The sequence below is a fragment of the Ferrimonas pelagia genome (assembly GCF_039543565.1).
GTDB lineage: Bacteria > Pseudomonadota > Gammaproteobacteria > Enterobacterales > Shewanellaceae > Ferrimonas > Ferrimonas pelagia.
Genome location: NZ_BAABJZ010000016.1, coordinates 115,792 through 142,577, shown reverse-complemented (window position 1 = coordinate 142,577; position 26,786 = coordinate 115,792). Strand labels below are relative to the sequence as shown.

Below are 26,786 nucleotides of genomic sequence, written 5' to 3'. Positions count from 1 at the left end.
CCGGGCCTTTGGGGTCGATTGGACTTGGCGTTAACGCTGCGCGTCTTCGTCAAACACCGCGATGGCGCGGTTGGGCAGCCAGCCCTGCAGGCCATTGCTGAGCTGCACCTCGAGCCAGTCGGTTTGCTGTTGCAATAGGATAAACTCGGTGCCCTGATGCAGCGGTGTGGTGAAGGCTGGGGCGAACACCAGACCCGGGCCTTTGCGGCCCACCACTTCCTGACTCATCACCACCCCATCAGCGGTCTTGGGGGTATGACTCAGGTTCAGAGCCTGACTCAGCCCGGCCAACAGCAACAGCGCCGCGGCGACGATCAGGCTCCCGCGCAGACTCAGGGAGACGGTTTCCTGTGGCCGGCGCGTGCCAGTCAGGGCGCGTTTGGCGGACGCCGTGCGCTGCAGCCGATCGGTCAGCCACTGATACAGGGTCCACCAGAATGCCAGATAGATAGCCGCGCAGATCGCCAGCCACAGCGGATGTTGGCTCACTTGATAGAGCGGTGACCACCAGTATGTGCCGAACGCGATAGGCAGCTCATCCACTCGCTCTGCGCGCGCTTCGGCCAGGTTATGGCGGATCCGCTCATCGTTGGGCGCCAGACGTTCGGCCCGGTGCAACCAGAGGATGCTGGTGCCAAGATCGCCGGCGTGAAAGGCGCTGCTGCCGATGTTGTAACGCAGTGACGCCGGATCGAAGGCGGGGTCGTCGACGAAGGAGGCCAGTTTGGCGGCGATCTTGGCGTGCTCGTTGCGGCCCCGTTGTGGGTGCTCTTCGCTCAGGCGCAGCGCTCGCTGATGCTGCTGTTGGACGGACTCCATGCTCAAGGACGCGGGGGCGCTGTCGGCGGCGTCTGCCGTGAGCGGGATCGCCGCCGTGGTCACGAGCAGCAGTGCCAGCGCGAAGGATGTGGCGGATCTGGCCAGGCGTTTATCCAATTGCTTGATCCAATGCAGGAGCTGCGCCGTGTCCGCTTGACCGGCATGGGTTTGCTTGCGATCGGCAAAGCGCTGCTGATCCTGTTCCAGCCACTGGGCTAAGGCTTCACCGGCTTGTGGCGCACTGCGGGCCAACTGCTGCCGCAGGCGATCGGCACTGAGGGTTGAGGGCGCGATCCCCAGACGTTGCTCACAGTAGCGGCTGAGCGCCAAGAGGGGATCCCCCTTGCTCTGCAGTGCGGTCTTGAATTGGATCAAGGGGCGCTGACGTCGGCGCGCCTGCCACTGCTTAAGGTGTGGCTTGGCCAGTAGCGACAGCATCGCCAGCGGGGGCAGCAACAAGATCAGGGCCAGTAACCGCTGAGGCCAAGGGCTGGCGTGCGCGGGCTCGCGTTGAGCGTCGAGCCGGTCGCCCCAACGGTGTGCCCAGATCCCTTCCGGATCTTGCTCGACTCGGTTGGTCAGCTTGATCCCGTCGGCAAACTCCGCATCCGACAGACTAAAGACCTCATTCTCCGTGATCTCGAGTGGGATCGCGTCGATCTGCATCTCGCGGTACGCGTTGTTGGCCGGATCCCAGTAGCTGAGGGTCAGTGCCGGGATGGCGTCGATCTCTGTATGTTTGGCAAACAGGGTTTGCGTCAGGTGTTTGCGGCCGTCGCGATAGCGTGCGGGGCCATTGTTGCTCGCCAAGGTGAAGTCGTTGGTAAAGGCGTACTGGCGGTCCAGCGCGGGCAGTTCGATCGCTTCGATGTCCGGGTGAGCCAAGCTTACGGTATAGGGGATAGGCTCGCCCTGTGACACGCTGTGATGTGGCACGCTGGCCTCGATCACCGGTCGGCCGATGATCCCGCTGAAGTTGTCGGGCGCCGGTTGTGGCAGGGCGTGGACCGTCAGTGTCAGCGGTTGGGCCACGGCCATAATGCGACGGGTGTTGCGGCTGTTGCCATCATCGAAGAAGTCGTTATCAAAGTAGGCCGGGTAGCGTGAGCCGGTGAACCGGCGACGCGGCAGTTTGGCGGTTTCGTTATCCAGACTGGCCATCAGGATCGGCGCTGGGAAGGAAAACTCGCCCGCTTCGGTGGGTTGAATGACCATGCGAAAGCGGATCTGCAGCTGTTCACGATCGATTTGATCCCACTGGGCGATCACCCGGCGGCCGGACACCGGCAGGCCGATGCTTTCTAATGCGTTGTCGTCGGGTCGATCCCACGGCGACAGCACCCGGATGTGATCCTGCTGGAGCTCGGGGAGCAGGATATCGACCGCTTTGAGGGCCTGGATCGGGTAGCTGAAGGTCCAAACGCCCTCCAGACTGATGCTTTGCCCGAGTGGGATCTCAGTGGCGCTGCGGCGGATCTCAAACTGCATCTCCTCCACCAACTCCGGCTGGCTCACCTCGATGCGGTGACTGTCGCTGCTGCGACTGTGCTCGCCCAGCCGCAGTTGCACTGGGGGTAGTGCCAGGGTTTGGGCGCTCAGTGGCGTGAGCTGCAGGGTATAGGCCATGCCGCTGTGGCTTTCGCCGCGAAACGGCACGGGATCGGAGCTGACCAACTGGAAGGCGTCACTTTGTGGTAGCACCAGCTCGACCTCGCCTTCCGGGTGGTTGTGGGACAGTAGCAGCCACTCGCTGGTTTGGCCGAGCCAAAGGGTCTGGCTCGGCGGATCCAGCGTTAGCTGCCAATCGTCTGTCGGTTGGGCGGTCAAAGCCAGCGCCTGTGTCGGCAGCAGTGCACAGCTGCCAAGCAGCAGCGTCATGGCTCGACGTTTTAGCCTGTTGATCATCGCGTTAATGTTATTCTTCATCGTTATTACCAGTCCCGCTCGACCGGAATGGACTCACGTTCCACCGGCTGACGTTGTTGTTGGTCCCGTTGGCGGGCCTGTTCCAGAATGTCTTCTTGAGATGCTGTCGGCGGTGGCAGCTGGGGCGCTTGCTCAGACAGGGTATCGGCTTCGCCTTCTTGATCGCCCTGGCTGTCGCTCTCTTCGGTTTCGCCTTCGCCGTCGTCTTGCTCCGAGTCGTTGTCGTTTTGCTCACTCTCCGAGGTGTCGTCGCCTTCGTTGCCCTGATCGTTCATCTCCATGGCCGCCTGCTCGTTGTCCTCTTGCTCTGTCCGGCGTACGGTCAGCCACTCCAGGTTGCGGGCGCTGCCCTGATGATCCGGGCGTTGGCGCAGCACCAGACGCAGGACCTCGCTGGCTTCGTCAAAATACCATTCCGGCGGGGTGAAAAAGTCGGGATCGTCCGGATCGAACAGGGTGGGATCGATCTCGCCATTTTCATCCAACATGCGCTGTTTGCGCTCCAATTGATGGCCCGCCTGGATCAATGCGGTGCCCAGGTTGTAGTTGGCGGTGATGGCGGTCTCGAGATCCCGCGCGTCGGCGGCAATGATCCGGTAGATCCCCGCTGCACCCAGTGCATCCATGTTGTCGATCCGGGTCAGGGCCAGGGCATGTTGTTCGGTCAGCGACAGCTCGCGCAGTTGCGCGTCACTGAGATAGCCATTGAGATCGGCCGTCGCGCCAGCGTGAAAGCTCAGCAGTAACAGGCCGGCACTGAGGGCACCGCGGCGCAGCAACAGCAACAGTAGGCTGAGCAAGGCCAGCGCCAGCAGCCAAGGGTAGCCCTCGGTGTAGCGTAGGATCTCGCCCTCTTGTCGGTCCGAGCCGGGCCAGAGTAGGCGCAGCTTGGACACCATGTCGGCCAGATCCAGGCTGGCGGTCCCGACCGGAAAGAACACGCCCTGCTCGGCGCCTTGGGCCAAGCTACGTAAGAAGCGGGTGTCCATCCGGCTCCAGTGCTCCTGGCCGTTATCCAGGGTCCAGCCTTCGCCGTCACGGCTTTGTGCGTCGCGTGCGGGAACCCGGGCGCCGCGTTGGCTGTCGCCCAGGCCGATCACCATCAGCCGCACGCCCAGCGCATTGAGCTGCGCCAGGGCATGGTCCTCCTCCCCTTCACCGGCGGGCCGATTGGGATCGCGCTCGGTCAGATCTTCGCCGTCGCTGATCAGGATCAGATCCACCGCCGGGGCGTCCTCTTCTCGACTGATCATGGTGCCGGTGACGGTCAGTAGGGCTTCTTCGATGCTGGTGCCTCCCTGCGCGACCGAGTGAGGGCCCAGCGTATCCAGCAGGTTGTTGAGGAAGCGGCTGTCATTGGTCAGTGGCGACAAAATGGCGGTCTGGCCGGCAAAGACTGCCAGGCCAAAGCGGTCATTGTTGTTGCCGTTGACCGTTTCGCGGATCGCGTGGCGCGCCACCTCGAGTCGATTGGGCCGGGCGTCGGCCGCCAGCATGGAGCGGGAGACATCGAGCAGGAAGATCACGTCGCGGCCCTGCTCATTGATCCCGCTGGGAGACGGGTTCCAGCCGGGGCGCGCCAATGACAGGATCAGCGAGCCCAGGCACAGGGCCAGCAATGCGGTCGTGCGCAGCTGCCACTGGCCGCGGATGGGCCGATCCCGAAACTTGGCCAGATCGCGCTTTTGTTGGCGGCTCTGATAAAGGAACAGGATCCCCAGGGCGGGTAGCAGCCACAGCAGCCACAACCAGGCCGGCGATTGAAAGACGAATGTGTTCATCCGTTGCTCCTTAGCCAGGTGGCACTCAATAATGCCGACAGCACTAAGCTCAGCAGCGCCAGTAAGGCAGCAAACTGAAAATGGGGGATGCGATCCTCAAACAGGACGGTCTGCAGTTGCGAGGTCTCCAGGGCGTCGATGGCGTGATAGACGGTATTGAGCGACTCGTAATCGTGGGCGCGCTGGAACGTACCGCCGGTGGCGTCGGCCATGGTTTGCAGCTCGATGTCCGCCGCCGAGGTGGCGTCGCTCAAGCGGAGGGTGCCCTGCGCACTGTCGATCTCGCTGAGGATGGGATCGCTCAGGCTGATGGTGTAGACCTTGATCCCCCACTCGGCGGCCATGGAGGCGGCCATCAGTGGGCTGTAGTCGCCGGCGTTGTTTTCGCCATCGGTCAGTAGGATCACGATCTTATTTTTGATGCTGTCCGCTTCCAGCTTGAGGATCTCTTCGTACTGGCTCAGCTGCGCCGCGGCCAAGGCGACGGCATCGCCATAGGCGGTGCCGTCTTCACCGGGACGGTGCTCCGGCTCGATGTCGGCAGCGATGGCGGCTAAGGCGCGGTGACTGGTGGTCAGTGGCACCAGCGTATCGGGATAGCGGGCAAAGGTGATGACGGAGATCAGATCGTTGGGGCGACCAAAATGGGTTTCGCCATCGCCCAACACAAACTCCTGTAGCACCCGTTTGGCGCCCTCCATGCGGGAGATCCGCTGCTCACTGGCATCGGATGCATTGTCCATATTGATGTGCATGGAGGTGGAGATATCCACCACCAGCGCAATGGCGATCCCTTGGGCTTGATCCGAGTGAACGGTGTCGAGCTTATAGGGTTGGGCCACGGCGACGATCACGCTGGCGACGGCCAGCAGTTGCAGCGCGGTGGGCAACCAGAAGAAGCGCTGACGCTCACTGTGGGGCAGTCCCTCCAGCAGCGGCAGGTGGGCGTAATCGTGACGCGCATCGCTGTGCTTTAGCCCGTGCCACAGATATGCGGCGAGCGGCACCAGCAGAAGCAGCAGCCACAGCAGGGCGGGGTATTCAACATTCATGATAATCGTGCCTCACACGCTTGGCACAGGCGGATGAACGCCGCTGGGCGTGGTTCGGGGGCGTTGTTATTGGGGCGCGGTGCGGCAAAACGAGCCTGCTGATAACGCTGTAACAGCTCGATGTGCGCTGCGGGCAGGGCGGCGGCCGAGTCGGGCGCGAGCGCTAACGGATCTTGGCCGGTTTGGGCTTGCATCCATTGGCGTAGCGCTTCCCATTGTGGCGTCTGATCGGCCTGGCATTGTCGCGCCAAGTCCGCAGGCGTTGGTGGTGTGATCTCTGCGACAGTGGCGGCGCTGCGGCGGCGAGCGCGCTGCAGGACGGCAAGCGTGATGAGCAAGCCTGCGCCAAGCAGGATGGCAGCCAAGAGCCCTTTGGGCAGTGCGCCCTCGGACGGGATCTCACCTTGCATGCGCATAAGAGGTTGCTCTTGGGCGTCCTGCTCGAAGCTGCTGGCGACGTGGATCTGCGCCGGTGCCAATTGTTGGCGCTGGCGCTGTTCGCCTTCGACGATCTCCACCCACAAGCGGGGCAGAGCATAGTCACCGGCTTCTGGCACCAACAACTGCAGCTCAAACTCCTGGCGCCACACGCCCTGATCCCAGCGGGCGGGGTAGGCTTGGGTTTCGACCAGCTGGAGGGGGCCCCATTCGTTGCGAGGCGGCGCGGTGAACTCGGCATCGGCTTCATCGGCATACTGCACGGTAAAGCGCAGCTGGATCTGCTGGCCTGGGGTGATCTGAGCCGGACTGATCTCAACCGGGATCAACGGTGCTGCGGTGCTTGCCGTGCTCAGTAGCATCAAGAGCAGCAGCACCGAGCTCAGCACTTTGCTGAGCGGGATAGGGTTAGCCATGTTCCTCTCCTTGCGTGCCGCTTTGGCGATGCTGGAAAAAGCTGAGCAAGCTCTCGGCGGGATCCTGCGCCAGTGGATGGATCAGGAGATCGATACCCAGATCGGCAAAGAAGCGTTGGCGCTGTTGCTGTCGCTCGTGGACACGCTGGGTAAACGCGTGATGTACCGGGGCGTGATCGAGATCGATCCAGACACTGCCGCCGCGCTCGGCGTCGGTCAGTTGGATCAGCCCCCCCTCGGCCAGTTGCTGCTCTCGTTGATCGTCCATGGCAATGGCCAAGACCTGATGGCGTTGTGCCAGCATGGCCAAGTTGTCCTGCAGGGTTTGCGAGTTATCCAGATCAAAGAAGTCGGAGATCACCACGATCAGGGTTTTCTTCATCTTCTGCTGATTGAGGAAGGTCAGTGCTTGGTTGAGATCCGTGCCCTGACCGGGCTCTATCGGCGCCAGCAGCTTCGCCAGGCAGCGCATCAGGTGCGGCCGTCCTTTGCTGGCGGGCACATAGGTTTCCAACGTCTCGTTGAAGCGCAATAGGCCGATACGGTCGTTGCTGCGCAGCGCGGCGTTGCCGAGCAAACCGCACAACTGCGCGGCGATCTGCTGTCGTCCCGGGGCCTGACTCGACCAAGCGAAGGAGGCGGAGGCGTCCACCACCAGCATCAGGTTCAATTCACGCTCTTCAATAAAGCGCTTGATGTGCACTTCGCCAGAGCGGGCGGTGACGTTCCAGTCGATGGTGCGGACGTCGTCCCCCGGGGTGTAAGGGCGCACCTCATCAAACTCCAACCCCTGGCCTTTGAACGCCGAGGTGTAGTGACCACTGAGTAGGTGATCCACCTTATGGCGACAATAGAGCTGCAGCTGACTGAGCTGCTGATCCAGTTCGAGCGGCATGATCACTGCTCCGGAATGGCGACGTGTGCTAGCAGCTGCTCGATCAACTGTTCGGAGGTGATCCCGCGGGCCTCAGCCTTATAGGTCAGCGCCACACGGTGGCGCAGCACGTCCGGGGCCAGTGCGCGGATATCTTGTGGCAGTACGTGGTCGCGGCCGTGCAGCACGGCGCGGGCACGAGCGGCCATTGCCAGGCTGATGGTGGCGCGAGGCGAGGCACCGAAGCGGATCAGATCCGCCACATCCAATTGATAGGCCGCAGGATCGCGGGTGGCGGAGATCAGATGAACGATGTACTTCTCCAGAGCGGGGTCCAAGTAGATCTCATCCATGCGGGCAGACAGGGCTTCCAGATCATCACGGCTAAGCACCGAGTTGACGGTGGGCTTCTCCGCCGGCTTGGATTGGCGACGCATCACCTCCAGCTCTTCATCAAACGTCGGGTAGCTGACCTTGAGCTTGAACATAAAGCGGTCGACCTGGGCTTCCGGCAGCGGGTAGGTGCCTTCTTGCTCAACCGGGTTCTGGGTGGCCAGTACCAGGAAGGGGTGTGGCAGCGGGTTGACCGCCTGACCTAAGGTCACCTGCTTTTCCTGCATTGCTTCGAGCAGCGCGGATTGCACCTTCGCTGGTGAACGGTTGATCTCATCGGCCAGCACGATGTTGGCAAAGATCGGCCCTTTTTGGGCGTTGAACTCACCGCTGGCGGGGTTGTAGATCAAGGTGCCGGTGACGTCACCGGGCAGCAGATCCGGGGTAAACTGAATGCGACTGAAGTCTAGGCCGAGCGCACGGGACAGGGTGTTCACCGTCAGTGTCTTGGCCAGACCCGGGATCCCTTCGATCAGGACGTGACTGCGGCACATCAGGGCTAGGATCAGCCCGTCGACCAGATCTTGCTGACCCACGATGACTTTGGCGATCTCCTGGCGCAGCGCCTGGATCTTATCGATAGGTTGGGGCTCGCATTCGGGACTGAGGATCTTGCGCTCTTGCTGCATGGAACAACTCTTCTTATGGGGAACTTATCGAAGCGGCAGTATAGAGAAGGCTTGGGGGAAATTTTGTGCTCTTTATTCTTTTTTACGTTAACTGGATTCGCTTGAAGCTGCTCAAGTTGTGCGGAGAAATGTGACCTGATAAGAAAGTTTATCAAGCGGGGGCTGGGCTGATAAATTGCGCCGACAAAACCTCGCGGTTGCTGGCCGTTTGTGGCCAGCAACCGCCGCGCATTGCGGCCCGGCTCTTTTGCCTTTTCCTGTGTTTGAACATGACCGCCATGGGCGTCAGCGTGGGGATATGTCTGCCTTGCCGATGCGGCTGGCCGCCCGTGCTGTGGCAATGGGGTCGCGCCCCTATGCGTGGCGGCGTGAGGATGGGGCGAGCCGAGCCGTTGCGGGTGCCTCACCATGACAAGGAGTCGGGCTCTGTTGATGTCAGGTGTTTGGCTTATGGCGGAGACAGGAGAACGCGGCGCAGAGGGGAGCAGCAAAAAGGCGAACCTGAGCGGTTCGCCTTTTGTCTTGATATCGCGCCTTTAGCCTTCGTCGTAGGGGTTGGCTAGGGTGGCTTCCATTGAGTAGCCGGCGGTGAAGTCTTCGACGTTGAAGTCGACGGTGCTGATCTTACCGGTAACCCAGACTGCGTCCCAGATGATGTCCAGTGGGATCCCCTCCGGGTAGTTGACGTAGATCAGCTGGTTGGTTGGCGGCGGCGGCACGTGCACGCAGGCGCCAAAGTAGGGCACCAACAGGAATTCGGTCACCTTGGTTTCGTCGCCCTCCAACGGCACGATAAAGCCGGGCAGACGGACGGTTTTGCCATCCAGCTCTGGCACGACCTGACCGATAGGCTGAACCCAATCGGCGGGGGCGCTTTCATCGGCGAAGGGATCGCCCATGTGGGGATTGAGCGGGGCCAGCACGGCGTCGCGCTCGGACTGGGGCCGCAGATCGTCCCATTTCAGGACTTGGACTTCAGCCTGGGCTGGCAGCAGCAGGGCGGGTAGCAGAACCGCGCTTGCCAGGAGTTGTTTAAACCACTTCATTATTGTTCCTTACAGTCTTTGGGTCAGGCCATCGGCCAGGGTGTGACGGTAGGCGCGCCATGCCGGCACGAGTCCGGCCAGTGAGCCGGCGATCTGTACCGCCACCATCATCCAGGCGACGGAGCCTGTGGGCAGGCCCATGCTCAGCACTAGGCCGTATTGTGCCAGTGCTAAGGGGGCGAGCGCCACAATGGTGAGTTGCGCCAAGAGGTAACCCAGCACGGTGCCGAGCAGGGCAAGCAGCGCGGCTTCGCTCCACAGCAGTAAAAAGACGTGGCGCGGGCCGGCGCCCATGGCTCGTAGGATCGCCATCTCCCGGCGTCGCTCATTGAGGCTGGCCAGCAGGGTGGTCAGCATGCCAGTGAGGCCGACGGCGACGACAAAGGCGGCCACGATCGCGAGGGCTTTTTCCGCTTGGTCCAGCAGGGTCCACAGCTCGGCCAGTGCCATGCCGGGCAGCACGGCTGACAGCGGCTCGCTCTTGTTGGTATTGATGGCGCGCTGGACATTGAGCAGCTGGAACTTGCTTTCCAGGCCGACCAAGAAGGCGGTGAGGGTCTTGGGCGTTAGATCAAACTGGTCGATCTGCGCCAGATCGACGCCTTGGGTACGAGTACCGCCCTGCCAGCCGAGGTGGATCGCCTCGATCGCCTCTAACGACACGTGCAGGCTGCGATCCACCGGGGTGCCCGTGGGGGCCAGAATGCCCGTCACGCTAAAGGGCATGTCGTCGTGTTCGGAGAAGCTGGTGGAGCCGCCGGCACCGTGCGACAGCACGATGTGATCGCCCAGTCGATAGCCCAGCTTATTGGCCACTTCGGCGCCGAGCACCACATCAAACAGATCGTTAAACGGCTGGCCTTGGGCCAGTGTCAGCGACTGTTGCCGACCGTATTGGTAGTGGCGGAAGTAGTCCTGATTGGTGCCCACCACCCGGTAGCCGCGGTGGGAGTCGCCTAGCGCTAGGGGGATGGTCCAGGCCACCCCGCGGCTTTGACTTAACCGCTCGTAGGTATCGTAGCCAATGTTGTTGGTGGGGTTGCCGAGACGGAACACCGAGTAGAGCAACAGGTTGATGTTGCCGCTGCGAGCGCCGACCACCAGATCTGTGCCTGAGATGGTGTTGGCAAAGCTTTGCTTAGCTTGAGTTCGCACCAATTCCACGCCGATAAACAGGGCGACGGAGATGGCGATCACGGTCAGGGTCAGGCTGACGCTGGTCAGTCGATTGCGCATGCTGCGCAGCATCAGGCTTAACATGGTCGTACCTCCGTCCCTGTGTCGCTGACGTGAAGCAGGTACTCACTGTCGACCACTTTGGCCAGATCCGGATCGTGGCTGACCAACAGCAGGGCCGAGCCAGCGGCCTGGCATTGGCTGGCCAGCAGGGCCATAAAGCGATCACGGGCGATTGGATCCAGTGCCGAGGTTGGCTCGTCGGCCAGGATCAGCGCCGGGGTGCCGATCAGGGCGCGGGCCACGGCGACGCGTTGCTGTTGGCCGACCGACAGCTCGGTTACCGAGCGGTTGAGCAGGCTCAGATCCAGCTCCATCGCTTGCAGCAAGCGGGCGGTTTCTTGCTTGGGATCGTTGACCCTAGCGCGGCGCTTAGGGGCGAACTTCAGCGGCAGCAGGATGTTCTGCTCCACGCTGAGGTAGGGCAACAGGTTAAATTGTTGAAACACGATCCCCATGGCGTCGGCGCGCAGTTGATCGCGCTTGGCTGCGCTCATCTGTTGCAGCGGCTGACCCAGTAGGGCCAGCTCGCCAGCGTCGGGGGAGAGCACGCCGCTGATCAGGTTGAGTAGGGTGGATTTACCGCTGCCGGAGGCGCCCCGCAGCATGGCGCGCTCGCCGGCACGCAGCGTCAGCTGCGGCACGGTGAGGGTGCGTTCGCCACCGGGCCAGCGATAGCTGAGCCCGGCGATGGTCAATTGGGTTTGGGATGGATTGTGGATCATTACCAGCTCATGGTTGGGTGTTGTGGAGTCAGGGTGGCGCCGCCACTGCCGTTGAGTGTCAGGCGTTGGGCCGTGAGTTTATGCAGTTGTGGGTAGTGTTTGAAGAACTCGACCTTGACTTGGTTTAAGTCGGTCACCTGCTCGCATTGCCAGCGCCAATGGGCTTCGAGCTCCATATGGCCACTGTAGCCTGGGGTGTCCAGCCCTTGCGGTGGGATGATCTCGACGTCTTGTGGCTGGCACTGGGCGCGGCCGCTGAGCGCGAAGAAGCGGTGACCGGCACTGAGCTGGCCCAGCACGCGGCGGATCAAGGCTTCCTCTTCGTCGTTGGCTGGGGCGCGTTCGAAGCCCCACAGGCTGTCGGTGGGGAGGAGCAAGCTGATCTGGACCTGATCTAGATCCTGGATCAAAGTCATCTCCCCTTCGCCATGGACGTGAGCACCATAGCCGCCTTGAGTGGCATGGTCTGAGTCGTGGTCATGCTCGCATTCGTCGCTGTGTTGATGCGCCTCATGAGCGTGGCTGTGCTCATGGTCGTGATCATGGGCGTCATGAGTTGGCGCGTGCTCATGGTGCTGCGCATGACCGTCATGGGACGCCTCGTTGGCGCTTTGAGCACGGAGTGCGCTGGCGTGCGCGGGCTCGGAGGGCGCATGGGCATGATGATCGTGTTGATGTTCGCCACTGCACGCGGACAGGGACAAAGCGCTGGCAACGGCCAGTGCAATTAGGCAGGGCTGGGCTTGGGCTGATAACTTCACAGCAAACTCCGGTTGTTAAATTAGATCACTTAGTTTTATGAGTGGAACAACGGGAGTGGTGGCGGATCGCGATTGCCGGTTTGTGCTGGCGCGGGGACGGGCGCGGCATAGGGCTTTAGGGCAAAGCGCAGGGGCTGGCCGCCGAGGGCGACGAAGGCATATTCGCTGGTGCCGATGGCCTGATACCAGTGCTCGATCAGCAGGGATTGCGCACAGGGAACGCTGTGATCGTGTTGATGAAACTCTTCCGCCAACGCCAAGGTGGCCAAGCCGGACAGTCCGGCTGACCAAAGCAACAAGGCGAGGGCGATGGAGCGGAAGAGCAGAGGTGACATGGCTTACAACAGGCCCAGCACCACGTCGTGGTGATCTTTGGTTTTGAATTTATTGATGAAGTGTTCAATGGTGCCGTCCGGGCCGATCAGGAAGCTTAGACGGTGAATGCCGTCGTATTCCTTGCCCATGAACTTCTTCAAGCCCCAGACGCCAAAGGCGTCGGCCACCGCGTGGTCTTCATCGGATAACAGGTGGAAATTCAGCGCATCACGCTCGGCAAACTTGGCCAGCCGTTTGATCGGATCTGGGCTGATCCCCATGACGATCACATCCTTCGCTGCTAAATCAGCTTGGATGTCACGCAGTTTTTGCGCCTGTACCGTGCAGCCCGGGGTCATCGCCTTGGGATAGAAATAAACCAAGACCCGCTTGCCGGCAAAGTCGGCTAGGGTGATTGTTTCATCGTGTTGATTTTGCAATGTAAAGGATGGGGCTTTGTCACCAGCTTGCAGCGGATTCATGCGGTTCTCCTTGGCATACGTTCTTGTCTTCCATAGCGTGGTGACCTTGAGACCACGCAAGGCAATCAAAATTCACCGTAAAGGCTGATTTATTTGGGATCTTCCATACGACGCACCCGGCATGTCAGGCCGATGTCGGTGGCCAGCGTTCGCAGACTCTGCTCTAAGGCATCGATGTCGACCCGATCGGTGACATTGATCCGAACCTCCACCTGTTGCAGTCCGGTGTCGCCTTCGCCTTTGTTGGCACTGGAGCTGAACCCGGCCAGATCCAGCTCTCTGTCGGCTAGGAACTGGGTGATCTGGCGCATGGTGCCTCGCTTGTCGGCGCCGGACAGTTCCACCACCAGTCGGCCGGTGAAGTGGGGAGTCTGATGCTGCGAGGTGCGCTTGCAGATGGTCATCAGTTCCAGTTGGGCGGCGTGCAGCGGCAGCTCATTCTCCAATCGGGTGATGGCGCTGTAGTCGCCGCCGACCAGCATGATAAGTGAGAATTCGTTGCCAAAAATGGCCACTCGGCTATCGATGATGTCGCAGTCACAGGCGGCGGTGAGCTTGGCCAGCTCATTGACAATGCCCGGACGGTCGGTGCCCATGGCCGTTACGGCCAAAAACTGCGTCATAACCTTCCCTTTTTTGTTGTGTTTTTTTCGGATATTTGAGTGGTAGCGGCCAAACATGGGATCGGCGCTGTCGGCGGCTATGCTAGCACAACTGAGGTTTGATGTTTGCTCCCTTGTCATCGCTGAAGCCCACCAGTACCATAGCGGGCTCTAGCGTAAGGGATAAAAGCATGTTTCGCGGAAGTATTGTGGCGTTGGTGACGCCGATGACCCAGGACGGCGCAGTGGACTTTGAGTCCCTGGAGCAACTGGTTGAGTTTCATATTGAAAACGGAACCGATGGCATTGTTGCGGTCGGAACTACGGGGGAGTCTGCCACGCTGTCGGTGCCTGAGCATATTGCGGTGGTGGGGGCTGTGGTGAAACGGGTTGCCGGCAGGATCCCGGTGATCGCCGGTGCGGGCGCCAATTGCACCGCGGAAGCGATCGAGCTGACAAAGGCGATGGATGCCATTGGCGCCGATGCGATGTTGACCGTGGCCCCTTATTATAACAAGCCGACTCAAGCGGGCTTGCTGGCGCACTTTAGCGCCATTGCCGCGGCGACGGAGAAACCTCAGCTCCTATACAACGTCCCCGGTCGCACCTGCTGTGACATGGAAACGGCGACCGTAGCGGAACTTAGTCAGATTAAAAACATCGTAGGTATCAAGGATGCCACCGGCGACCTGTCGCGGGTGACGCCATTGCGCCAACAGTGTGGCGAGGATTTCATCCTGTTGTCTGGAGACGATCCAACCGCAATGGCCTTTATGCTGTCCGGTGGTGATGGGGTGATCTCGGTGACCAATAACGTGCGTCCGGCGGAGTTTAAGGCGTTGTGTGATGCGGCATTGGCGGGCGACATCGCCACGGCGCGTCGTATGGATGCGCAGCTATCTCCTCTGTACAGCGCGCTGTTTGTCGAGGCGAATCCGATCCCGGTGAAGTGGGCGATGGAAGCGTTGGCGGTGACCACCCAGACGCACTTCCGTCTGCCCCTGATCAGCCCATCCGAATCAACTAAAGAAATTGTGCGTGAGGCGCTGGACGCTTCACGCAGCGCTTGAGGGAACTGCATGAAACGGAGTCTAGTGGCACTGACGGTTGTCGCCTTGGCGGGGTGTACCACTCCGCTGGAACGTCGTCAGGCCAGCGGCGGTTTTGATTATTTGAATGAGGCTGCCGGGATCGATCTGGTGGTGCCCGCTCATTTGAAGACGCCAAGGTACAGTACGGAATTTGAGATCCCGCAGATCAGTGATGAGGTCGATGCCGACGTGGTGGGTCAGCGCTTGGATGTGCGTCCACCATTGCAGGTGCTTCCTCTGGCTGATGGCACGCGACTGCAGGATGGGGTGGACAGCATCACCATCTTGATCGAGAGCAACGAGGATGAGGTGGATCTGGCCAATGAGATCCAGCAGACCCTGACGCAATTTCTGGCGGAGCGGGAGATCGCGGTTGCCAGCGAAGATGCCGGGGTGATACAGACCGAATGGATCGAATCCAATGAGGTGATCGGTCGTTCTTGGTGGCGTGAGAAGGTGTATCAGGTACGCCAGCGCTATCAGTTCGATACTGCGGTGAAGGATCACGGCCGCACCGGCTCGATCACCATTGAGCTGATCGATCATGAAGAGGGTCTGGACGGGATCGATGACTCGGTGGTGTTGACCGATGCCGATCGTCGCCGTTACGCCATCGATATGCTCAATAGCGCGGTGGCCTACATGAACTTCGAACGCCAGAAGCGTCGTCATCTGGCCGAGTTGCGCGATGGTCGGGGCTTCAAGGCGGAGCTGGGCTTTGACAGCAGCGACAATACCGCCATCGTGGCTGATGGTAAGTTTGATGCGGTGTGGTCGCGCATGGGTAAGGTTTTGCCTGCGCTGGGTTTCACCGTACGTGACTACGATAAGAATTTGGCGACCTATTTCGTTGAGTACGATGGCGCGACCGGCTTCTGGTCGTCGCTGTGGGGCGGCGAAGATGGATTGGCGATCGACGATGGCAGCTACCAGATCTTGCTTGACAAGATGGGAGAGCGTACGGCGATTGTGCTGCTTGACAGCGACGCCAAGCCGCTGGATACGGCAACCATGACGGCGTTGTACAATGACTTCGCTGACGTGCTGCGTAAAGAGGCGCGTCAACTCTAAGTCACAGTGTCTGTGGCCCTGTAAAAAGCACCGCGAAAGCGGTGCTTTTTTGTTGTTATATGCACGCACTGCGGGCGGTTAAATTGCGCAGGGCGGGTGTTCTCATAACAGGAATGTTGTTCATTAAATAAAGGTTGAACAGGAGCTAGACCTAGCTTCAGAAAATGACAATTGGTTACTTCTTTTGCCCAGATGCTGGGGTACCATTCGAGCACTATTTTGGAGTGCTGTATCCTCATGTTGAAGAAAACCCTCGCGATCGCCCTGCTTGCTGCAGTGGCTGGCGGCTATTTTTGGCTGCAAAACGGCAATGAAGCTGAATCTAAAGGCCCACGTGCACAAACTACGGAAGTGAAAACACAAGCAGTGGAGGCCGCGATGCTGCCTCGCAAGTTGGCCCTAGTGGCTAACCTGGAAGCTTGGCAGGCGGTCACCATTGCACCGGAAGTTGCAGGGCGCTTGGCGGTGTTGGCGGTGAACAGTGGCGATAGGGTTGAGGCAGGTCAGTTGTTGGTGCGCTTAGAGGACTCTTTACAGCGTGCGCAGCAGGCGGAAGCCAAGGCGGCCTTGTTGGACGCCAAGCGTCAATTGTCAGAACGAACACGGTTGGCGCATAGCGGTGCGGTGAGTGCGTCGGATCTGGCCAGCAGTGAGGCTCAGGTGGCAATGGCCGAGGCGCGCTTGGCCAGCAGCGAAGCGGAGTTGGCCAAACGTACGCTGACCGCGCCCTTCGACGGCGTGGTTGGATTGATCAGCCATGCTGTTGGTGCACAGATCAGTGCGGGGGAAACCCTGATGAGCTTGGATCAGATCGAGATGTTGCGGATGGACCTATCGGTGCCACAGCGTTACCTGGCGGATCTGGCCGAGGGTCAACAGATAGGTATCGGGATCGATACCTACGCCGAAGAGTCGTTCTTTGGTCAACTGATGACGATTGATAGCCGAGTGGATACGCGCAACATGGCAGTGTCGGTACGGTATGGGGTCGATAATGGGGCACTTCGCCTCAAGCCAGGCATGATGGCTCGGGTTGGGCTGGAGATCCCGGCGTTGTATCGCCCGGTTGTACCGGTTCAGGCGTTGGAATACTCCGGCTCGGATCGCTACGTCTATGTGGTTGATGAGCAGGATATCGCCCATCGCACCTTGGTTGCTATTGGTGACCGTCTGGGCAATACCGTGACCATTGAGCAGGGATTGGAAGCGGGCGAGCGCATCGTAGTGCAAGGTTTGGTGGCGATCCGTGATGGTGCCAAGATCACTGAAGTGAATGGTGGCGGTACCGAGGTGTCGCGCTAATGTTGCTGTCGGATGTTTCTGTAAAACGGCCAGTGATGGCCGTCGTTCTGTCGATACTGATGACCCTGTTTGGTCTGGTGGCGTTCAACAAGCTGGCAGTACGTGAGTTGCCGGATGTGGATCTGCCGGTAGTAACGGTCTCGGTGCGTTATGAAGGTGCCTCGCCGGCGGTGATGGAGAGTCAGATCACTCAGGTGATTGAGGATCAGCTGTCGGGGATCTCTGGGATCGATGAGATCGAATCCATGAGCCGCACCGGTATTTCGCGGATCACCGTTAGATTTGAGCTGGAATGGGATGTCATGGAGGGCCTGTCGGACGTGCGCGATGCGGTGTCGCGGATCCAGGCCCGCTTACCCGAGGACGCTGATGAGCCGATTGTGGTGAAGGCCAATGTCAGTGGTGATGCGGTGATCCGTTTATCTCTGCGCAGCTCCGAGATGGATAACATCGATCTAACCGATTTTGCCGATCGGGTTCTGGTCGATCGTTTCTCTTTGGTCAATGGCGTTAGCCAGGTCGATCTGTACGGAAATCTGGAGCGGGTGATCTACCTGGAACTCGATCCCGGCGCGATGGCGGGCTTGGGCATTACTGTGCCGATGGTGGAAACCGCGCTGCGCAATCAAAACCTGGAGCTGCCCGCGGGTCAGATGCGAAACCGCGATCAGGTGATGCCGGTTCGACTCGAACGGGTGATGACCAGTGTGGCGGATTTCGCTCAGATCGTGGTGCGTTATGACACCTCGGGCAGTCCTGTCTATCTGGCGGACATTGCACACATCTACGATGGGGCCAAGAGTGAGACCACTTCGTATAAGAGTAACGGCCTGAATGCGCTGGGCTTTGCCATTGGAGCGCAGTCTGACGCCAACCCGGTGACGGTGGCGAAAGGGGTCACTGCATTGGTTGACGCGCTGCAGCCGACCTTGCCTGCTGGGATGGAGCTCGAGGTTGCTTTTGATAGCACAACCTTCATCGACCGTTCCATCGAAGAGGTGTTCCAGACTCTGTTTATTACAGCGGGTCTGGTGGTTTTAATCCTGTTTGTCTTTTTGGGTCAGGCGCGTGCGACCTTGATCCCGGCGGTGACGGTACCGGTCTCGCTGATCTCTTCCTTTATGGTCGCTGCGTTCGCCGGTTTCTCTCTGAACTTGCTGACTTTGATGGCGCTTATTTTGGCCATCGGTCTGGTGGTGGATGATGCCATTGTGGTGGTGGAGAATATCTTTAAGCACCTGGAGCGGGGTGCGACGCCTTTGGTGGCTGCTTATGAGGGCACCCGTGAGGTGGGCTTTGCGGTGGTTGCCACCACTGCTGTGTTGGTGATGATCTTCCTGCCGATCGCATTTGCTGGCGGTATGGTGGGCAAGTTCTTTACTGAGTTTGCGGTTACCCTATCAGTTGCGGTGATCTTCTCCTCCATTGTCGCGCTGACGCTGACACCGGTATTGGGTTCTTACTTGCTCAAGACCAATGTCAAACCTGGGCGTTTTACCGCTTGGGTTAACTGCCAGTTTGGGCGTCTGGAACGGCGGTACAAGCAGGCACTGCAGTCGATGCTGCGCTTTGTCTGGATCGGTCCGGCGATCATCGTGTTGGCCTTGGTGGGCATGGTGGTGATGTTTCCTAACGTGAAGACGGAAATGGCACCTAAGGAAGACCGAGGTGTGCTGTTTATCTACGTGAAGGGCCAAGAAGGCACGGCTTATGATCGCATGGTAAAGAACATGGAGGCGATCGAGGCGAAGTTATTGCCTTTGATGGAAGCGGATGGGCCGTTGCAGGGGATGAACTTCTCGACGCCGGCTTTTGGTAACCGCGGCGACGCCACCGGCTTTTTCGTTCTCTTGTTGAAAGAGTGGGAGCAGCGGGAGCAACATTCGGAAGAGATCCTAGCGCAGTTGCGTCGTGATATGCGCGGTTTCTCCGACGTGCGTTTGTTTATCATGGGCCCCGGTTTCCGTGGTGGCTCCAGTGATCCGGTGCAGTTTGTCCTTGGCGGAGCCGATTATGGTGAGCTGGATATGTGGGCCAATAAGGTGATCAATGCGGTGCAGGATCGCAGTGAGTTGGGGGATCTTGACACCAACTACAGCGAAGATACGCCGGAACTGCTAGTGCATCCGGATCTGGACGCTGCGGCGCGCGTCGGGATCTCGCCACGGGAGATCGCCACGACTCTGGAAGCGGTCTTAGGTGGGGTGAGCCGAACCACTTTTGTGGAGCGGGGCGAAGAGTACGATGTGTTCTTGCGTGGTGATCTGGCCAAGTTCAATGATGCATCGGACCTGTCTTCAGTCTATTTGACCACGCTGGATGGCGAACGAGTCAGTTTGGCGTCGTTGGCCACCTTCGAGGAGGTGGGCAGTGCGGCAGCTTTACGTCGTTATCAGCGAACCAAGGCGGTGACCATTACGGGTCAGATCGGCGAAGGTCACACTATGGGTGAAGCCTTAATCGTGCTAGAAGAAACTGCACGGGAGATCCTACCACCGGGGATCACCATTGATTATGCCGGTGAGTCGAAGAGCTACAAAGACAACCAGTCCGATACCCTGCTGGTGTTTGGTTTGGCATTGGTGGTCGCTTATCTGGTGTTAGCAGCCCAGTTCGAGAGCTTCATCAACCCGATGGTGATCATGCTGACGGTGCCGCTGGGGATCGCCGGTGCGCTGCTTGGCTTGTTGATCACCGGGGAAAGCCTGAACATCTATTCGCAGATCGGCATGATCATGTTGATCGGCATGGTGACCAAGAACGGCATTTTGATCGTGGAGTTTGCCAACCAGTTGCGTGATAAGGGCTACGCCTTTGAACAGGCCATCATCGAGGGCTCGGCTTCGCGCCTGCGCCCTATCTTGATGACGGCGTTCACTACCCTATTCGGTGCGGTGCCACTGCTTATCGCCACTGGTGCGGGGGCGGAAAGCCGCTACGCCATTGGCGTGGTGATCTTCTCTGGCATGGCGCTGTCGACGGTGGTGACCCTGTTTGTTATTCCGGCGATGTATCGCCTGATGGCGAAGAAGACCCACTCACCCGAGTATCGGGCGCAACTGCTAGAGCAGGAGCTCGCGGCTAAGGCGTAATTGAGCTGGCAATAACCCCCCCCGTATCGGCGCGCCGATGCGGGGGTTTTTGTGTTTAATAGCAGCTATCAGCTATCAGCTATCAGCTATCAGTGAACAGCACTTTTAGTCTTTCTTCACCGCGGCCACCACGGAGATCTCCACCAGCAGGGCGTCGCGCGCCATGGCGGCTTCGACGCAAGCGCGGGCCGGGGCATAGCCTTGCGGTACCCAGGCGTCCCAGACGGCATTCATGGCCCCGAAATCGTCCATGGTCTTAACATAGATGGTGGCCGACAGCATGTGCTGGCGGTCGGAGCCCGCTTCCAGCAGCAGCGCGTCGACCTTATCCAGCATGGTTTGGGTTTGTTCGGTAATGCCTTGGGTGGCGTCGGCACACACCTGACCACAGAGGTAGATGGTGTCGTTGTGTTTGACGATCCGGCTCATTCGTTGGCCAGTCTGCATGCGTTCAATGGTCATAGGGATCTCACCGTCGATAAAAATGGCGCCAGTCTAAGGGAATTTTGCCCCAGCTGCCTATCAATATGTGCCAAGTTTGTCGGTTTTGCCGCGCGAGATGGGTGTGAGCGTAACCCGTTGCCGCGGCGCCTTACTGTCTTTTTTTGGTGGTGTTTTGAACGCCAGTCGCGGAGCTTGTGCGATGTCGATCACGACCTGGCTTGCTTGGGGTGTAATGCAACGTAAATAGCCGTTGTTTCACTACTGTTGCGCAGTAAACTGACCGCCTCGCTAGCGCTTCGAGCAAAAATTATAATGAAAAATTCTCTTATCATCGGGTTGATCCTGTTCCTGACTTTGGCTGGCGGCGTCTGGCTTAAGGACTTTATTAAAGAACGCGAGCGTATCGTGCGAGAAAGCCGAGAACGACTGACTCGGGTGGTGGTGGAAGATGCGCGCGTGTCTTCGGTCACCCGCCAGGTTGAGGCGTTGGGCGATATCAATGCCCGCGAGTCGGTCACCATCTCCTCCAAGATGACTGAGACGGTGAAGGCGCTCTATTTCGAGAGCGGTCAGCAGGTGCAGCAGGGTGAGTTGTTGGTCCAGTTGGAGAACGGCGTGCAGCAGGCTCGGGTGCGCGAGGCGAAGGCCAAGTTGACCGATCATCAGCGCGAGTATGAGCGTATTGAAGAGCTGGTAAAGGTGCATACCATTGCCCGTAGCCAACTGGATAAGTTGCAAACCAGCATCGAGGTGGCCCAAGCCGAGGTGGCTCGGTTCGAGGCGGAGATGCGAACGCGTGAGATCCGTGCGCCATTCGATGGCTTGTTGGGCCTGCGCGAGGTGAGTTCCGGGGCGCTGGTGACCTCGAATACCTCGATCACCACGCTGGATGATCTCGAGGTGGTTCACCTGGATTTCAATGTCCCTGAGCGTCATATGTCGGTGATCCGTCCGGGCAAGCCGGTGGTTGGCCAGGTTTCCGCGTATCCGGAGGATCGTTTCTTCGGCACTGTGGTCAGCATCGACAGCCGGATCGATCCCACGACCCGCTCGGTGATGATCCGGGCTGAGCTGAACAACCGTGAGCTGAAGCTGCGCCCCGGCATGCTGATGACCCTGCGCTTGATCACCGATGAGCGTGAGGGGATCGTGGTGCCGGAGGAGGCGATCATGGTGCAGCGTCAGGATCAATACCTGTTCGTTGCTGGTGATGACGACGTGATAGAGCGGCGCCGAGTCCGCGTCGGTTGGCGTACCCGAGGAAAGGCCGAGATCTTGTCGGGTTTGTCTGAGGGCGAGCGTGTGGTGATCCGCGGGATCGATCGGGTGCGCGGCGGTCAGACCGTTGAGGTGACCTACGCCGAGCGCTTTACCCATATGGGAGAGCGCGGATGATCCTTACTGACGTTTCGGTCAAACGCCCGGTCTTTGCTTCGGTACTGAGTATCCTGCTGGTGGCGTTTGGTCTGGTGGCTTTTGGCAAGCTGCCGCTGCGAGAGTACCCCAATATCGATGTGCCGGTGGTGAACGTCAGCGTGGGCTACCGCGGAGCGTCAGCCTCGGTGATCGACAGCCGGATCACCCAGCGCATTGAGTCTCAGGTCTCGGGGATCGAGGGGATCCGCAATGTCACGGCCAACAGCCGCGATGGCCGGGCGTCGGTCAACATCGAATTTAACAGCAATCGGGATATTGATGTCGCCGCCAACGACGTGCGCGATAAGGTGTCCCGTATCGGCCTGCCGCAGGAAGCCGATGCGCCGCGGGTGACCAAGGCCTCGGGTAACTCCGATGTGATCATGTGGTTGAACCTGATCGCAGGGAACATGGATAACCTGGAGCTGACCGATTACGCCAAGCGCTACATTGTCGACCGTTTCGCGGTGATCGATGGCGTGGCGGAGGTGCACATGTCCGGCTCGCGCTCCTATGCGGTGCGGGTGTGGCTCGATAACGAAAAGATGGCGGCGCGGGGATTGACCGTGGCCGACATTGAAAATGTGCTTCGCAGCGAAAACGTGGAGCTGCCCGCTGGCTCGATGGAGTCCAAGCACCTGCAATATTCGCTGCGGGTGCAGCGCAGTTTCCGCGACATCGATGATTTCGCCAAGATGGTGGTGGGCAGCGGCCGAGACGATTATCTGGTGCGCTTGGCCGATGTGGCGCGGGTGGAGATGGTGGCCGATGAGGATCGGCGGATCTTCCGTGCCAATGGTGAGAATGTGCTCGGCTTGGGGATCACCCGCCAGTCCACCGCCAGTACGCTGGATGTGGCCAATGAGATCAACAAAACCATTGCCCAGATCAACGACGGCTTGCCGCCGGGCATGGAGTTGATGGTCAGTTACGACAGCTCGGTGTTCATTCAGTCCTCCATTGATGAAGTGTACTCCACCTTACTGATCACCATGATGTTGGTGGTGTTGGTGATCTACCTGTTCCTGGGCAGCGTGCGGGCGGTATTGATCCCGGCGGTGACGGTGCCGGTCTCGCTGACAGCCAGTTTTATGGTGCTGTACGGTCTAGGTTATTCGCTCAATCTGATCACCCTGCTGGCGATGATCCTCGCGATTGGCATGGTGGTGGATGACGCCATTGTGATGCTGGAGAACATCCAGCGCCGCATCGAAGAGGGCGAGCAGCCGTTGATGGCCGCCTTCTTGGGCGCCCGTCAGGTCGGGTTTGCCATTGTCGCTACGACATTAGTGCTGGTGGCGGTGTTCCTGCCTATCGGTTTTATGGAGGGGGATCTCGGTCGATTGTTCCGCGAGTTCTCGGTGGCGATGTGCGCTGCGGTGATCTTCTCCAGTCTGATCGCCCTGACGCTCAGCCCGATGATGGCCTCGAAGATCCTCAAGCCGAATCCGTCGACCCCGTGGATCGTGACCAAGGTCGACGGTGCGCTGGAGCGGGTGAAGGTGCGCTATCGCTCAGTGCTGTTGACCTGGAGCAAACAGCCTATCTTAGTGGCGCTGCTGGTGACGGCCGCGTGTTGCGGCAGCTATTACTTCGCCGACAAGCTGGGCAGTGAGTTTGCTCCGCGGGAGGATCGCGGCACCATTAACATTCACTTCGGCGGGCCGCAGGGCGCGACATTCGAGTACATGCTGCCTTATGTCGAAGAGGTGGAGTACCGATTGCAGCCCTATTTAGAGAGCGGTGAGGTGGTTAACCTGTCGACTCAGGCTCCCAATGGTTGGGGACGAATGGCGGACTTTAACAATGGCCGCATTACCTTGCGCCTCGCCGAATGGGGTGAGCGCCGCAGCGCCCATGTGATCCAGCAGGAGCTGCGCGAATTGTTCCGCGACATTGCCGGGGTCTGGGTCGGGGTTGGTATGCCTCAGCCGTTCGGGCGGGGCTCGGGGGCGCCGGTGCAGTTTGTGATCGGCGGGGGCACCTATGAGGAGCTGAGCCAGTGGCGTGACATCATCATTGAAGAGGCGGAGAAGAATCTGGGTCTGCGCAACATCAACCATGATTATCATGAAACCAAGGCTCAGTTGCGGGTGATCATCGATCAGGAGCGGGCCAACGATCTGGGCGTGTCCATTCGTGATATCGGCCGCACCCTGGAAACCATGCTCGGCTCTCGGGTCGTAACCAGCATGGAGCAGCGCGGCGAAGATTACGACATCATCCTGGAGGGCTTGCGTGAGCGACAGAATACCGCGGAGGATCTCGACAACATCTACGTGCGCTCCAAAAACAACCGTGCGTTGATCCCTTTGTCGAACCTGGTGACCACGCAAGAGTTTGCCGACGCCAGTCGTTTGAACCGGCATAAGCGGATGCGTTCGGTCACCATTACGGCCAACCTGACCGAGGGTTATGGCTTGGGTGAAGCGCTCGAATATATGAATGGCTTGGTGGAAGATCTGCTGCCAACCGACGCGATGGTGAGCTACAAAGGGCCGTCACAGGATCACTTTGAGTCCGGCTCATCGGTGGTGTTTGTGTTTGCGCTGGCATTGCTGGTGGTCTTTTTGGTGCTGGCGGGTCAGTTTGAAAGCTATATCCACCCGTTTGTGATCATGTTGACGGTGCCACTGGCGGCTTTCGGCGCTCTAGTGGGTCTGTACTTCACCGATCAGAGTATCAACCTGTACTCGCAGATCGGCATGATCATGTTGATCGGCTTGGCGGCGAAAAACGGCATTTTGATCGTCGAGTTTGCCAACCAGTTGCGCGATGAAGGCGTGCCGTTTGATGATGCCATCATCGAAGCGGCGCTGGCACGTTTGCGCCCGATCATCATGACCGGGATCACCACGGTGGCGGGCTCCATTCCGTTGGTGATGGCCAGCGGTGCCGGGGCGGAAACCCGCTTTGTGATCGGCATTGTGGTGCTGTTTGGGGTGGTGATCGCCACCTTCTTTACCTTGTTGGTGATCCCGGTGGTCTACCATCTGCTCGCCAAGCACACCAACAGTCCGGAGTTTGTTAGCCGAGAGTTGGCTCAGCAGTTGGCTAAGGAGAAGCCGGCGGTTCCCTTGCCGACCAAGGAAGCCGCGTAGTGACCAACGCCCCGCATCGCGGGGCGTTGTTGTTTCTGCTGTCAGAGAGTCTGTTATGCATTTCTCAGACTGTTCTGAAAAGCAAGGTTTTGCAAATAGCGTAGACGCTCGCTCAGGGCATGATAGCGTTTGCTGCAGTTGTGGGCGCTGACGGCGCCGTTCCCTTAAAAGTAGATAGAAGACCCTATGTTGAAACCCAAACACCTGGCCTTATCGGCCTGCGCTGGTGCCATGCTGGTTGCGGCGCCTCATGTTGTTGCTCAGGATACGCCGCCGGTTAACTTTATCTGGATCGTGGCCGACGATCTGGGCTACGGCGACACCGGCTTTAATGGCTCGACCGAGATCCTGACTCCGCAGATGGATCGCCTGGCTGACGCGGGCGTGAGCATGGCCACGGCCTATGTCTCCGCGCCGGTTTGCGGTCCGTCCCGTGCGGGCTACCACACCGGGATGTACCAGCACCGCTTTGGTCACGAGGATCTGGTGGGCAACAGCAACATGGGCACGCCGACCGATGTGCTGATGATCCAGGAGTACCTGAAGACGTTGGATTACCGCACCGGTTTGGTGGGGAAATTCCACGATGGTAAACCTGAGCAGTACCAGCCATGGAACCGCGGGTTCGATGAATACTATGGTTTCAATAACGGGGCCTTGACCTATTGGGTTGGCGACAATGAAGAGGAATATCTGTATCGCAACGATCAGTTGGTCGAGCATGAGGCGCGCTACCTGACGGACGCGTTTGGTCAAGAGTCGGTTGACTTCATTAACCGCTACGCCGATCAGCCGTTCTTCCTCGAGGTCGCGTTTACCGCACCGCATGCGCCGATGGAGGCGACGGAGCCGAAGCTCAAGGCGTTTGAGCATTTAGGCGATCGTCAGGCGCTGGCGGCGATGATCTCCAGCATGGACGATAACATTGGCCTGATCTTGGATGCGCTGGAAGAGCGGGGCATTGCCGAGCACACCATGGTGGTGCTGTTTTCCGATAATGGCGGCAAGTTCCAGCACGGTGGCAGCAATGGGGTGTTGCGTAGCCAAAAAGCGACGACCTTTGAAGGGGCATTGCGAGTGCCGTTTGCGGCCAAACTGCCTGGCGTGATCCCTGAAGGGACCCGTTCGGATGTGATGATCAGTGCGCTGGATCTGTTCCCGACCACGGTGAAGCTGGCCGGTGGCGAGTTGGATCCCGAGTGGACGTTGGATGGAAAGGACATTCTGCCGGTGCTCTCTGGTGAGAGTGAGGTGTCGCCGCATGACCGTTTGTTCTGGCGTTTTGGCGCGCACTGGGCGCTGCGTGACGGCGACTGGAAGCTGATGCGCAACCCGCGTGAAGGCCTGTTCTTGTTCAATCTGGAAGAGGATATCAGTGAAGAGCATAACCTGATCCGTCAATTCCCTGAGCGCGCCGAAGAGATGCGTAAGACCTGGGATGAGATGAGCGAGGCGGTGGGACCCGCGGCTTGGGGTCGGTTTGAAGGGACGACCGAGCGCAAGTAACGCGCGGCGAACCTGTGTCCAGAGTTAACGGCCACCCTTCGGGGGGGCCGTTTTTCGTTTGGGCGCGGTAAGCGGGATCGGCAGCCTTATTGGCGTGGATGGCTGTGCTGATGCGATCACGCGGTTGAGTGTGTCCGTCGCGCGCAGCGATCTCTGCTGCCCGTTCGGCTTGATGGCGTGGGTTTCGCTGTTTGAGTCGCTTGAAATCCTGTTCAGATAAAACTAACTGTAACGAGATGTAATATCGGTTGTTTCGATAATGTAGCCG

General features: G+C 59.4%; 21 protein-coding genes. 7 read left to right on the top strand and 14 right to left on the bottom strand.

Annotation, left to right across the window (positions count from 1 at the left end; genetic code table 11):
- Positions 1-30 precede the first annotated feature (30 nt).
- From ABEA08_RS06895 to ABEA08_RS06835, 13 genes are all read right to left on the bottom strand, one after another.
- The gene (locus ABEA08_RS06895; RefSeq protein WP_345334558.1) at positions 31-2,745 is read right to left on the bottom strand and encodes an SH3 domain-containing protein; all 2,715 of its coding nucleotides are present in this window, start codon (positions 2,743-2,745) and stop codon (positions 31-33) included.
- 5 nt (positions 2,746-2,750) lie between these two features.
- A complete protein-coding gene (locus tag ABEA08_RS06890; RefSeq protein WP_345334557.1) occupies positions 2,751-4,526 on the bottom strand; it encodes a VWA domain-containing protein in 1,776 nt (591 codons plus the stop codon).
- The gene (locus ABEA08_RS06885) at positions 4,523-5,578 is read right to left on the bottom strand and encodes a VWA domain-containing protein (RefSeq protein ID WP_345334556.1); all 1,056 of its coding nucleotides are present in this window, start codon (positions 5,576-5,578) and stop codon (positions 4,523-4,525) included. Before ABEA08_RS06885 ends, ABEA08_RS06890 begins: the two co-directional genes overlap by 4 nt.
- On the bottom strand, positions 5,575-6,432 hold the full coding sequence (locus tag ABEA08_RS06880; RefSeq protein ID WP_345334555.1) for a hypothetical protein: 858 nt from the start codon (positions 6,430-6,432) through the stop codon (positions 5,575-5,577). The genes ABEA08_RS06885 and ABEA08_RS06880 overlap by 4 nt, the downstream gene beginning before the upstream one ends.
- Positions 6,425-7,327 carry a DUF58 domain-containing protein gene (locus ABEA08_RS06875; RefSeq protein WP_345334554.1) on the bottom strand — a complete coding sequence of 301 codons (903 nt, stop codon included), beginning with the start codon at positions 7,325-7,327 and terminating at the stop codon, positions 6,425-6,427. The genes ABEA08_RS06880 and ABEA08_RS06875 overlap by 8 nt, the downstream gene beginning before the upstream one ends.
- 2 nt (positions 7,328-7,329) lie before the next feature.
- Positions 7,330-8,328, bottom strand: a complete 999-nt coding sequence (locus ABEA08_RS06870) for an AAA family ATPase (protein ID WP_345334553.1) — start codon at positions 8,326-8,328, stop codon at positions 7,330-7,332.
- Positions 8,329-8,864: 536 nt separating this feature from the next.
- On the bottom strand, positions 8,865-9,374 hold the full coding sequence (locus ABEA08_RS06865) for a DUF3299 domain-containing protein (protein ID WP_345334552.1): 510 nt from the start codon (positions 9,372-9,374) through the stop codon (positions 8,865-8,867).
- Between the two features lie 9 nt (positions 9,375-9,383).
- On the bottom strand, positions 9,384-10,634 hold the full coding sequence (locus ABEA08_RS06860) for an ABC transporter permease (protein WP_345334551.1): 1,251 nt from the start codon (positions 10,632-10,634) through the stop codon (positions 9,384-9,386).
- Positions 10,628-11,335 (bottom strand): ABC transporter ATP-binding protein, encoded by a 708-nt coding sequence (locus tag ABEA08_RS06855; RefSeq protein ID WP_345334550.1) that lies wholly within the window; start codon positions 11,333-11,335, stop codon positions 10,628-10,630. The genes ABEA08_RS06860 and ABEA08_RS06855 overlap by 7 nt, the downstream gene beginning before the upstream one ends.
- The gene (locus ABEA08_RS06850) at positions 11,335-12,096 is read right to left on the bottom strand and encodes a ZrgA family zinc uptake protein (protein ID WP_345334549.1); all 762 of its coding nucleotides are present in this window, start codon (positions 12,094-12,096) and stop codon (positions 11,335-11,337) included. Before ABEA08_RS06850 ends, ABEA08_RS06855 begins: the two co-directional genes overlap by 1 nt.
- A 35-nt stretch (positions 12,097-12,131) precedes the next feature.
- Positions 12,132-12,431, bottom strand: a complete 300-nt coding sequence (locus ABEA08_RS06845) for a hypothetical protein (RefSeq protein WP_345334548.1) — start codon at positions 12,429-12,431, stop codon at positions 12,132-12,134.
- A 3-nt stretch (positions 12,432-12,434) separates the two neighbouring features.
- Positions 12,435-12,893, bottom strand: a complete 459-nt coding sequence (bcp, locus tag ABEA08_RS06840; protein WP_345334547.1) for a thioredoxin-dependent thiol peroxidase — start codon at positions 12,891-12,893, stop codon at positions 12,435-12,437.
- 89 nt (positions 12,894-12,982) lie between these two features.
- On the bottom strand, positions 12,983-13,516 hold the full coding sequence (locus ABEA08_RS06835) for a glycine cleavage system transcriptional repressor (RefSeq protein WP_345334546.1): 534 nt from the start codon (positions 13,514-13,516) through the stop codon (positions 12,983-12,985).
- Between the two features lie 170 nt (positions 13,517-13,686).
- Between ABEA08_RS06835 and dapA the strand changes: the two genes are divergently transcribed.
- From dapA to ABEA08_RS06815, 4 genes are all read left to right on the top strand, one after another.
- Positions 13,687-14,565 (top strand): 4-hydroxy-tetrahydrodipicolinate synthase, encoded by an 879-nt coding sequence (gene dapA / locus ABEA08_RS06830; RefSeq protein ID WP_345334545.1) that lies wholly within the window; start codon positions 13,687-13,689, stop codon positions 14,563-14,565.
- 9 nt (positions 14,566-14,574) lie between these two features.
- Positions 14,575-15,657: an NlpB/DapX family lipoprotein gene (bamC, locus tag ABEA08_RS06825; protein ID WP_345334544.1), complete on the top strand. Its 1,083-nt coding sequence runs from the start codon at positions 14,575-14,577 to the stop codon at positions 15,655-15,657.
- Positions 15,658-15,894: 237 nt separating this feature from the next.
- Entirely contained in the window at positions 15,895-16,959 is a 1,065-nt protein-coding gene (locus tag ABEA08_RS06820) for an efflux RND transporter periplasmic adaptor subunit (protein WP_345334543.1), read from the top strand.
- On the top strand, positions 16,959-20,051 hold the full coding sequence (locus ABEA08_RS06815) for an efflux RND transporter permease subunit (protein WP_345334542.1): 3,093 nt from the start codon (positions 16,959-16,961) through the stop codon (positions 20,049-20,051). Before ABEA08_RS06820 ends, ABEA08_RS06815 begins: the two co-directional genes overlap by 1 nt.
- Positions 20,052-20,156: 105 nt before the next feature.
- Here ABEA08_RS06815 and ABEA08_RS06810 read toward each other — a convergent pair whose 3' ends face one another.
- Positions 20,157-20,513: a RidA family protein gene (locus ABEA08_RS06810; RefSeq protein ID WP_345334541.1), complete on the bottom strand. Its 357-nt coding sequence runs from the start codon at positions 20,511-20,513 to the stop codon at positions 20,157-20,159.
- 294 nt (positions 20,514-20,807) lie between these two features.
- Here ABEA08_RS06810 and ABEA08_RS06805 point away from each other — a divergent pair, with 294 nt between their 5' ends.
- The 3 genes from ABEA08_RS06805 (at position 20,808) to ABEA08_RS06795 (ending at position 26,518) form a co-directional block, all read left to right on the top strand.
- Positions 20,808-21,890 carry an efflux RND transporter periplasmic adaptor subunit gene (locus tag ABEA08_RS06805; RefSeq protein WP_345334540.1) on the top strand — a complete coding sequence of 361 codons (1,083 nt, stop codon included), beginning with the start codon at positions 20,808-20,810 and terminating at the stop codon, positions 21,888-21,890.
- Complete coding sequence (locus ABEA08_RS06800) at positions 21,887-25,012, top strand: efflux RND transporter permease subunit (protein WP_345334539.1); 3,126 nt, start codon at positions 21,887-21,889, stop codon at positions 25,010-25,012. Before ABEA08_RS06805 ends, ABEA08_RS06800 begins: the two co-directional genes overlap by 4 nt.
- Before the next feature lie 186 nt (positions 25,013-25,198).
- Entirely contained in the window at positions 25,199-26,518 is a 1,320-nt protein-coding gene (locus ABEA08_RS06795; RefSeq protein ID WP_345334538.1) for a sulfatase-like hydrolase/transferase, read from the top strand.
- Positions 26,519-26,786 lie beyond the last annotated feature (268 nt).